10 protein-coding genes and 1 pseudogene are annotated in these 9,495 nt (G+C 63.4%); 5 read left to right on the top strand and 6 right to left on the bottom strand.

Going from position 1 to position 9,495, the window contains the following annotated elements; translation table 11 throughout:
* The 3 genes and pseudogenes from FJ548_RS20995 to FJ548_RS30770 all read left to right on the top strand — a co-directional run.
* Window positions 1-501, top strand: a pseudogene (locus tag FJ548_RS20995) (hypothetical protein); the annotation flags it as partial.
* A gap of 27 nt (window positions 502-528) precedes the next feature.
* Window positions 529-822 (top strand): DUF1062 domain-containing protein, encoded by a 294-nt coding sequence (locus tag FJ548_RS30525; RefSeq protein WP_348640946.1) that lies wholly within the window; start codon window positions 529-531, stop codon window positions 820-822.
* 3 nt (window positions 823-825) lie between these two features.
* Window positions 826-951 carry a hypothetical protein gene (locus FJ548_RS30770; protein ID WP_281407089.1) on the top strand — a complete coding sequence of 42 codons (126 nt, stop codon included), beginning with the start codon at window positions 826-828 and terminating at the stop codon, window positions 949-951.
* Between the two features lie 60 nt (window positions 952-1,011).
* Here the strand turns inward: FJ548_RS30770 and typA are convergent, their stop codons facing one another.
* Window positions 1,012-2,841 (bottom strand): translational GTPase TypA, encoded by a 1,830-nt coding sequence (typA, locus tag FJ548_RS20985; RefSeq protein WP_140745028.1) that lies wholly within the window; start codon window positions 2,839-2,841, stop codon window positions 1,012-1,014.
* A gap of 196 nt (window positions 2,842-3,037) precedes the next feature.
* Between typA and FJ548_RS20980 the strand changes: the two genes are divergently transcribed.
* Window positions 3,038-3,316, top strand: a complete 279-nt coding sequence (locus FJ548_RS20980; RefSeq protein ID WP_246678723.1) for a hypothetical protein — start codon at window positions 3,038-3,040, stop codon at window positions 3,314-3,316.
* A gap of 30 nt (window positions 3,317-3,346) precedes the next feature.
* On the opposite strand, the gene FJ548_RS20975 is transcribed toward FJ548_RS20980, so the two are convergent.
* Together FJ548_RS20975 and FJ548_RS20970 are read right to left on the bottom strand one after the other, a co-directional pair.
* Entirely contained in the window at window positions 3,347-4,921 is a 1,575-nt protein-coding gene (locus tag FJ548_RS20975; protein WP_140613282.1) for an alkaline phosphatase, read from the bottom strand.
* A 261-nt stretch (window positions 4,922-5,182) separates the two neighbouring features.
* A complete protein-coding gene (locus tag FJ548_RS20970; RefSeq protein ID WP_181168862.1) occupies window positions 5,183-6,466 on the bottom strand; it encodes an MFS transporter in 1,284 nt (427 codons plus the stop codon).
* Window positions 6,467-6,540: 74 nt separating this feature from the next.
* Here FJ548_RS20970 and FJ548_RS20965 point away from each other — a divergent pair, with 74 nt between their 5' ends.
* Complete coding sequence (locus FJ548_RS20965) at window positions 6,541-7,158, top strand: TetR/AcrR family transcriptional regulator (RefSeq protein ID WP_140778849.1); 618 nt, start codon at window positions 6,541-6,543, stop codon at window positions 7,156-7,158.
* A gap of 279 nt (window positions 7,159-7,437) precedes the next feature.
* On the opposite strand, the gene ppa is transcribed toward FJ548_RS20965, so the two are convergent.
* The 3 genes from ppa to FJ548_RS20945 all read right to left on the bottom strand — a co-directional run bounded on the left by ppa (window position 7,438) and on the right by FJ548_RS20945 (window position 9,490).
* Window positions 7,438-7,971, bottom strand: a complete 534-nt coding sequence (gene ppa, locus FJ548_RS20955) for an inorganic diphosphatase (RefSeq protein ID WP_140778848.1) — start codon at window positions 7,969-7,971, stop codon at window positions 7,438-7,440.
* A 199-nt stretch (window positions 7,972-8,170) separates the two neighbouring features.
* A complete protein-coding gene (locus FJ548_RS20950) occupies window positions 8,171-8,677 on the bottom strand; it encodes a GNAT family N-acetyltransferase (protein ID WP_140613279.1) in 507 nt (168 codons plus the stop codon).
* A gap of 174 nt (window positions 8,678-8,851) precedes the next feature.
* Window positions 8,852-9,490, bottom strand: a complete 639-nt coding sequence (locus tag FJ548_RS20945) for a TPM domain-containing protein (protein ID WP_140613278.1) — start codon at window positions 9,488-9,490, stop codon at window positions 8,852-8,854.
* Window positions 9,491-9,495 lie beyond the last annotated feature (5 nt).

Raw genomic sequence — 9,495 nt, 5'->3', positions numbered from 1 at the left:
TTCCATCTGACCATGCTGCCGATGGCCAACGCACCGGAGGCCGACAGACAGGCACAAGCCCAGGCCTTCGAGGCCTTCCGGCGCAGCTATAATGAGGAACGCCCGCACGAAGCATTGGCCATGGACACCCCGGCACAGCATTACCGCCCCTCGACCCGTCCCATGCCGAAGACGACCCCCGAGCCCAACTATCCGGCCGAGGCGGCGGTGCGCGGTGTGCGCCAGAATGGCGCCGTCAAATGGCGGGGCGCCGAAATCTATGTCTCGGCCACATTGGCCGGCGAACCGATCGCCATCGAGGAGACTGAGATGGGCGATGCGCTTCTACGCCCATCCGCTCGGGTTCATCGACGAGAAGGCCATGAAACTGGTTCGCCGCAGCGCAGCGCCAACCCGACCGCTTGGCGCTGCGGCGAACCCATCATGAGGGAGAAAACTGTTACCTATCTATCCGGTTCAAAGTGTTACCCATCTATCGGCTGGACACCGGCAGGCGGATGAGGGGCAGCGCCGGCGGTCGAAGAATGGATTGAGCCGAGCGCGCCCTCCCATCGAGCGCTCTTACGGGCGCTCGAAAGCAACGATCCGGGGCTGGCGCGGCGCCACGCCTTCGACATCGTCGCCCTGCGCGACAAGGTGGGACGTGTCGAGGAGTTTCCCGATGTCGCCGTGCCCAAGCAGGCGGTTGGAGAGACGACGGAAACCGCGACAGCGTTGGAACTCTGGCTTGGGTTCGAAATGCCGACATCGCTCCGGCTCGATCGTCTGCTCGCCAACGGACTCGGTATCTCGCGATCAAGGCTTCAGGCGCTGGAAGAGTGACGATTGCTGCTCGTCGATCCAGGCGGCGCAAAAGCCCTGCGCAAGCCGGCCCGCGAGGGAACGACATTGCGTACCGACCTGACCGGCGAACCTGATCGGCAGGTCATTATCGCGGCAGCCCTCGGATGAAAATGAAAAAGGGGCGGCGCACTGGTGTGCCCCACCCCTTTTCAAATGGAGGAACGGAAATTACGCCGCGCCGACTGCCTTGGCCGACTTCTCGAAGCGCTTGCGCTCGTTGGGGTCGAGATAGAGCTTGCGGAGGCGGATGGTCTTCGGCGTCACCTCGACCAGTTCGTCGTCCTGGATCCAGGCCAGCGCGCGTTCCAGCGTCATGCGGATCGGCGGCGTCAGCTTGACCGCCTCGTCCTTGCCGGCGGCGCGGATGTTGGTGAGCTTCTTGCCCTTCAGCACGTTTACTTCGAGGTCGTTGTCGCGGGAATGGATGCCGATGATCATGCCCTGATAGACCTTCACGCCCGGATCGATGACCATGGGGCCGCGGTCTTCCAGGTTCCACATGGCGTAGGCGACCGATTCGCCCTGCTCGTTGGAGATCAGCACGCCATTGGTACGGCCGGGCAACTCGCCCTTGTAGGGCTCATAGGCGTGGAACAGCCGGTTCATGACGGCGGTGCCGCGCGTGTCGGTCAAAAGTTCCGACTGGTAGCCGATCAGGCCACGCGTCGGCGCGTGGAAGACGATGCGCTGGCGGTTGCCGCCGGACGGGCGCAGCTCGACCATCTCGGCCTTGCGTTCCGACATCTTCTGCACGACGACGCCGGCATGCTCCTCGTCGACGTCGATGACGACTTCCTCGACCGGCTCAAGCAGTTCGCCGTTCTCGCCCTTCTGCATGACGACGCGCGGACGCGACACGGCGATCTCGAAGCCTTCGCGGCGCATCGTCTCGATCAGCACGGCGAGCTGCAGTTCGCCGCGGCCGGAGACGAAGAACGAATCCTTGTCGGGCGATTCCTCGATCTTGAGCGCGACATTGCCTTCGGCCTCGCGCAGCAGGCGGTCGCGGATGACGCGGCTGGTCACCTTGTCGCCTTCGGTGCCCGCCAATGGGCTGTCGTTGACGAGGAAGGACATGGTCACCGTCGGCGGATCGATCGGCTGCGCATGCAGCGCCTCGGTCACGCTCGGGTCGCAGAACGTGTCGGCGACGGTGCCCTTGGACAGACCGGCAATGGCGACGATGTCGCCCGCCTGGGCTTCCTCGATCGGCTGGCGCTCGAGGCCGCGGAAGGCGAGGATCTTGGAAATGCGGCCGGTTTCGATCTGGGTGCCGTCATGGTGCAGCACCTTGACCGGTTGGTTGGCCTTCAGCGTGCCGCTCTCAATGCGCCCGGTGATGATGCGGCCAAGGAAGGGATTGGCCTCCAGGATGGTACCGATCATCCGGAACGGGCCGGGATGAACGGTCGGCGCCGGCACATGCTTGATGACGAGGTCGAACAGCGGCGCGAGCTGCTGGTCCTTGGGGCCTTCCGGATTTTCCGACACCCAGCCGTCGCGGCCCGAACCGTAGAGGATCGGGAAGTCGAGCTGCTCGTCGGTGGCGTCGAGCGCGGCGAACAGGTCGAACACCTCGTTGACCACTTCGACATGGCGGGCGTCCGGCCGGTCGATCTTGTTGATGACGACGATCGGCTTCAGGCCGACCTTGAGCGCCTTGCCGACGACGAACTTGGTCTGCGGCATCGGGCCTTCGGCGGCATCGACCAGCACGATGGCTGAATCCACCATCGACAGGATGCGCTCGACCTCGCCGCCGAAATCGGCGTGTCCCGGGGTGTCGACGATGTTGATGCGGGTGTCCTTCCAGTCGACCGAGGTCGCCTTGGCGAGGATGGTGATGCCGCGTTCCTTTTCCAGGTCGTTGGAATCCATGGCGCGCTCGGCGACGCGCTGGTTGTCGCGGAAAGAGCCGGACTGCTTCAGAAGCTGGTCGACAAGGGTAGTCTTTCCATGGTCGACGTGCGCGATGATCGCGATATTACGGAGTTTCATGTTCTGGTCTCGGGAGCGTTGCAGGCAGCAGGCCAAAGGCGCTGCCTCTTTCGGTTGCGCGGCTCATACAAGGTTTTTCGCATTTGCGAAAGAGGACGCATGACACCAAATCCTCATCAAATCTTAAGCATCCTCGTGTGAAATGATTTTGTTAACCAAGGCGGGAACCTTTCATGGCCTGGGCAGTTCGAACGTGATGACCGAACTCAACCGTTTTTGGCCGCTCGTCGCATCTGCGGCTTTCGCCACGCTGCTGGCGGCCAACGCCGCGCAGTCGGCCGCGGCGCTGAAGGAAGCACGGCCTGTTCTTCCGACAGATCCTTCTTCGGCCCAACAGGTCTTCGCCGACGCGCCCGATGGCGTTGACCCCGTGGTGACCGGCCCGGTCAGCGCCGCTTTCAAGCAGCGCCAGGACGCCGCCAATTGCGACGGCGCCGTCTGGCCGAACATTCCGATGGTCTGCTACCCGGATTGACGGCTGCTTCAACGGCCGTCCCGGGTCGCCTCACGCAGAGCGCACAGGGTCGAGCGTGACCTTGTAAAGCTCGTTGTCGTCACGATCCATCAACCGCACCGTCAGCTGCTCGGTGGCGCCGGATATATCGACCAGGCCGAAGAACTGCAGCCCGGCTGACGGCGGCAGGTTCTGGCCCTGCTCCGCGCTCGGCGCCTTGATGAATTTCAGCTCGGGGCCGAAGGTCATGTCGAAATCGTTAGGACCGAAGGTGCCGGCATGGATCGGGCCGGAGACGAACTCCCAGAACGGGTTGAAATCCTGGAACTGTGCCTTGTCGGGATTGTAGTAGTGGGCTGCCGTGTAGTGGACGTCTGCAGTGAGCCAGACGGTGTTGGTGATGCCGGCGTTCTTGATGTAGCGCAACAGGTCGGCGAATTCGAGTTCGCGGCCTTTCGGCGCGCCATTGTCGCCATTGCTGACCGCTTCGGCGCCAACCTTTTTGGTGCCGTCGTCCCAGACCACGAGGCCGAGCGGCATGTCGGCGGCGATGATCTTCCAGGTCGCCTTCGAGTTCGTCAACTCGCGCTTCAGCCACTTCGTCTGCTGTTCGCCGAGCATGCGCGACTGCGGCGTCATGGTGTCCTCCATGTCGGGGCCGTTGGGGCCGCGATAGGAGCGCATATCGAGGAAGAACACGTCGAGCAGCGGTCCGTGAGCGATCTTGCGATAGACACGACCCGGCTCCGATGGCTCGTAGCGGATGGTTGTCATCTCGTGGAAGGCGCGCGCGGCGCGGGCCGCCAGCACGTGGATGGATTTCTCCTTGTAGCGATCGTCGGCGCTAAGGTTCTTCGAATCCGACCAGTTGTTCAGCACTTCATGGTCGTCCCACTGGTAGAAAGTCGGGCAGATGGCGCTGAGTTCCAGCACGTTCTTGTCCGTCATGTTGTACTTCCACTGGTCGCGATATTCGTCCAGCGTCTCGGCCACCTTGCGCTTGCCGTCGATGAGAACGACGTTCTTCCACTTGCCGCCGCCGGGCAGGTCGACTTCGTCCTTCATCGCGCCATCGGCATAAATGGTGTCGCCCGAATGCAGGAAGAAGTCCGGCGTATGCTTGGCGATGGTGGAGTAGGTCTTCATGCCGGTCTCGTCGATGCCCCAGCCCTGGCCGGCGGTATCGCCCGACCAGGCAAAGCGCACGTCGCGCTTCGAGGACGGCGCGGTGCGGAAACGACCGACGATCGGCTCGGAGATGGCATTGATGTCGGAAAGATCGGCCGCCGACATGCGGTAGAAGATGTCCTGGTCGGAGGCGAGGTCGGTGAGCAGCCGCTTGACCGTATAGTCGCTGGCCGGCGACGTATCGAGCGGCGCCAGCTTCGTCGCATTGGCGAAGCTTTCCGTGGTCGATACTTCGAACATGACGCGCGCGGGGCGGTCGGTACGGGTCCAGACCATGCCGCTGACGGCGTCGACATCGCCGGACTGGACGCCATGGGTGAAGGCCGGACGCTGGCTGGCGCGGGAATAATAGGGCAATGCGAGCCCCGAGGCGCCGAGCAGACCGGCCGCGCTGGCCGAAGTGACGAAGGCGCGGCGGGTCATCGATAACTTCTTCATGGCTGTCTCCTGGATGGCTTTGAACGATGCCACCAAGCTCTGGCCTGAATGTTTCAGGCACATTTCGGAACCATGAAGTTTTGACAACAGCTGCCAATCTCCCCCCTCGAGGGGGAGATGTCGCCAAGGGCGACAGAGGGGTCGCCTCGCGTGAAGTGCTAACCTTCATCTGCCGCGGAACGTCGGCGTCCAGTCGAACCGACCCCCTCTGGCCGCTTTTGCGGCCATCTCCCCCTCGAGGGGGGAGATGGGCGTCCCGCCTCAAGCCGCTTGCGGCTCGGGATCGAATGCCGGCCTGTCGGTGTTGATCAGCAGTGAGATACAGGCCGCCGCGATCGCCGTCATGCCGGCGATCAGGAAGGCCAGCTCGTAATTGCCCTGCAGCTCGCGCATCGTGCCGCCGAAGGCAGCGGCGGTGGCAGCCCCGACCTGATGGCCGGCGACGATCCAGCCGAACACGATCGGCCCACTGCGATCGCCGAAAGCCTCGTTGGCGAGCCGTAGCGTCGGCGGCACGGTGGCGATCCAGTCGAGGCCGTAGAGCACCGCGAAAATGATCAGGCTGGTCGCCGAGAAGCCGGAATAGGGCAGGTAGATCAACGACAGGCCACGGATGGCATAATAGACGCCGAGCAGCTTGCGCGGGTCGTAACGGTCGGTGAGCCATCCTGACAGCGTCGTGCCGATCAGGTCGAAAATGCCCATCATCGACAACAAGCCGGCGGCCTGCACCTCACCGATGCCCATATCGCCGCAGAAGGCGATCAGATGCGTGCCGACCAGCCCGTTGGTGGTGAAGCCGCAGACGAAGAAAGTGGCGAACAGATACCAGAACACCCTTGTGCCGGCGGCGCGGCGCAACGTGTTGAGCGTGTGCGCCAGGAAATTGCCCTGCGAAGCGGGCGAAACCGGTGGCACGTCGTCGGCTCCGGCACCATAGCGAACCATACCGATCGAGGCCGGACGCTCGGGCACCAGCAGCCAGACCAGGGGCAACAGGCAGGCGGTGGCGACCGCGACCGCGATTGCGACCGGCTTCCAGCCGCCCGATTGTGCCAGGGAAGCGATCAGCGGCAGGAAAATCAGCATGCCGGTGGCGCTGGAGGCCGACATTAGCCCCATGACCAGGCCGCGATTGGTCTTGAACCAGCGGTTGACGATGGTGGCGCCGAGCACGCTGGCGACGGCGCCGGAGCCGATGCCGGAGAAGACACCCCAGGTGATGAACAGGTGCCACGGCTTGGTCATCAGCAGACTGAGCGCGGTCGAGGCCGACATCACCATCAGGGCGGCAAGCAGCGTGCGGCGCAGCCCGATCCGCTCCATCAGCGCGGCCGCGAACGGACCGGTGAGGCCATAGAGCAGGATGCCGACGCCAGCCGCCAGCGAAATGACATCGCGCCGCCAGCCAAAACTGTTTTCGAGCGGCAGCATCATGACGGCGGGCGCGGAACGCAAGCCGGCCGCGATCAGCAGGCAGAGGAAGATGACGCCGACCACGACGAAAGCGTAGCGCTGGCCAAATGGACGGGATTGGGCTACCATGTTACTGACCGGTACGTTGCAAGATGGGAGCATGTATACGTACCGATCGGTAACATTGTCAATCGAGTCCCATGATGCCAACTGACAAAAATATTGAACTGACCATCAGCGACGGTCATGCACCGGCGCCGCCGAAGGCCGCCAAGAAGATCCTCGACGTGGCCTATGAGCTGTTCTACCGGCGTGGCATAAGAGCGATCGGTGTCGACGAGATCGTCAAGCGCGCCGGCGTCACAAAACCGAGTCTCTATCGCAGCTTCCCCTCCAAGGACGAACTGGCCGCGTCCTATCTCAGGCAATACGACCTTGAGTTCTGGGAGCGCTTCGACGAGGCCGTCGACGCCCATCCGGGCGATCCGCGCGCGCAGATCATTGCCTTCCTGACCCGCGTCGGCAAGCGCACGCAGAAACCGGACTATCGCGGCTGCGGCATGACCAATGCGGCCGTCGAATATCCCGAGCGTGGCCATCCAGCACGCGTGGTGAGCGAGGAGAACAAGCAGGAACTGCGTCGCAGGCTGCGTACCATGGCTGCGGCGATGGGCGCGCCAGACGCCGATATGCTGGGCGACGGGCTGCTGCTGCTCATCGAGGGCGCCTATATCAGCGGCCAGCTGTTCGGGCTCGGCGGGCCCGCGCAATCGGTCGCCCGCAACGCCGACCTGCTGATCGAAGCAAGCTTGAAGAAATAAGACTTTCAGGCGCTGGCGCAGCCCCTCACCTGCCTGCCGGCATCCTCTCCCCGTACAGACGGGGAGAGGGGGCGCTCTCATCATCGATTTCGCCAATCGACGGCGTTGCAAAGAGAGCGCCGAGGTAGCGAACGTCCCCTTCTCCCCGTCACTATACGGGGAGAAGGTGCCGGCAGGCGGATGAGGGGCAGCGCAGACGAGACGCGGAGCTTCGCCTAGGGCAAGGACAGACACACCGTCATCGGCGATGTGCCGCCCTTCGGCCGGTCGATAATTAGCCTACTTGCTCGCCTTGGCGCGGTCGACCGCGTCCATAATCATCTTCTTGGCATATTTGGAATCATGCCAGCCTTCGATCTTGACCCATTTGCCGGGCTCGAGATCCTTGTAGTGCTCGAAGAAGTGCTGCACCTGCTGGCGGGTGATGTCGGGCAGATGCGTGTATTCGGTGACATTCTCGTAGCGCAGCGTCAGCTTCGGCGACGGCACGGCGATGACCTTCTCGTCCTGGCCGGCATTGTCTTCCATGATCAACACGCCGATCGGCCGCACATTGATGACGCAGCCCGGCACCAGCGCGCGCGTGTTGCAGACCAGCACGTCGATCGGATCGCCGTCGCCCGACAGCGTGTGCGGCACGAAGCCGTAATTGCCGGGATAGCGCATCGAGGTGTGCAGGAAGCGGTCGACGAACAGCGTGCCGGCCTCCTTGTCCATTTCGTACTTGATCGGCTCGCCGCCGATCGGCACCTCGATGATGACGTTGACGTCTTCAGGCGGATTCTTTCCGGTGGCTATGGCTTCGATGCGCATGGTTTTGTCCCTCTCTCGGTTGGGAGACCGATAGCGGGCGGCGCAAAATGGCGCAATGCGGCGAATGGTGTTCACGCATGTCAGGCGAGACGCGATCGCGTTCGACGCGTTCAACAATCAGCACAAGATGTTTCAGCGTCGTGATTTTTGCGCGGGATACCTTCTGTAGTCTTCGCCTTCCGCGATTATCCCTCGGCAGTCACTCCCAGATGAAAGCGACCTTCTTCAGCGCTTTCTGCTCGAAGATCTCGACGCCTTCGGCAATGTCGCGGCCGCCGGCGCCGGCATAGAAAGCCAGCGCGTTCTGATTGTCTTCCAGCGCCCACACCACCATGCCTTTCAGGCCATGGTCGGCGAGACGTGCCCTGGCTGCCGAAAACAGCCGCCGGCCTAGACCGATGCCCTGATATTCCGGGCGCAGGTACAATTCGTAGATCTCGCCCTGCTGCTTGAGTTCCCGGGCGCGGTTCTTGCCGATCGTCGCATAGCCGGCGATCGTGCCGCCGATCTCGACCACCAGGACGGTCGCGGCGCGGCGAATCGCATTCGCCCACCAGTCGGCGCCGCGGCGGTTGATCATCGATGTCAGCGTGCGATGCGGAATGATGCCGCTGTAGGCGCCGCGCCAGGCCTCGAGATGCACTTCGGCGATGGCGCCGGCGTCGCGCGGTTCGGCTTTGCGGATGTCGATCGTCAGCGTATTCATGATTTGTTAACCATAAACCCGCATCGCCCGATTGCAAAGAGTCAGGGCGGCCCGCCGACCGCTTTCTCGCAATCGGTCCCGACACTGCTGACATTGGACAAAGCCATCTGAGAACGCGTTCAGCCGAGACGCATGACGTGGTTTTCGAGAACCGAAGCGCGGCGGGCGGGCTTTTCAGATTTCGACCAGATGGTCGTCGAGCTCGTTGGTATCGTCCGGCGTGACCGGGAAGTGCTCGGCCAGCACTGCCCCCACCTGCTCGATCGCCTTGACGAAACCGTCGGCAAGCCGGTCGTCGCCGGCATGCGCGGTGAGATCCCGCACGACGCCATCCCAGACCTGCTGGCCGACCTTGTCGTCGATACCCGAATCGGCGACCACCTCTGCATAGCGTTCGGCGATCGACACGAAGATCAGCACGCCGGTGCGCGCCGTGGTGCGATGGACGTTGCGGGCAAGGAACTGCTTGATCGCGTTGGCGTGTGCCGCCTGATAGCGCAGCCGCCGTGGCACCATATGGATGCGCAGGCCGGGCAGCGCCCACAACAGCGCCAGCACGCTGGCCAACGCCAGAAGCTCGGCGATGACGAAATGCGGCAGGCGAATGGCGAGCCACCATGCCTCCAGCCCATAGGCGACGGCGAGGCTGACGATCAGCATGCCGAGTGTCGCCATCAAGGCGGCGGGGGAGAAATAGCCGTCGCTGGCACGCGCCACGACGCAGTAGATCTCGCCATCGGTCCTGGCCTCCGCGGCGCGGATCGCGTCGGCGATGCGTTCATGATCCCGCGGGCTGATCGGTCGTGTCGCCATGCCGT

The sequence above is a fragment of the Mesorhizobium sp. B2-4-17 genome (genome assembly GCF_006441275.1).
GTDB lineage: Bacteria > Pseudomonadota > Alphaproteobacteria > Rhizobiales > Rhizobiaceae > Mesorhizobium.
This window is presented reverse-complemented; position numbering and strand designations above follow the sequence as displayed.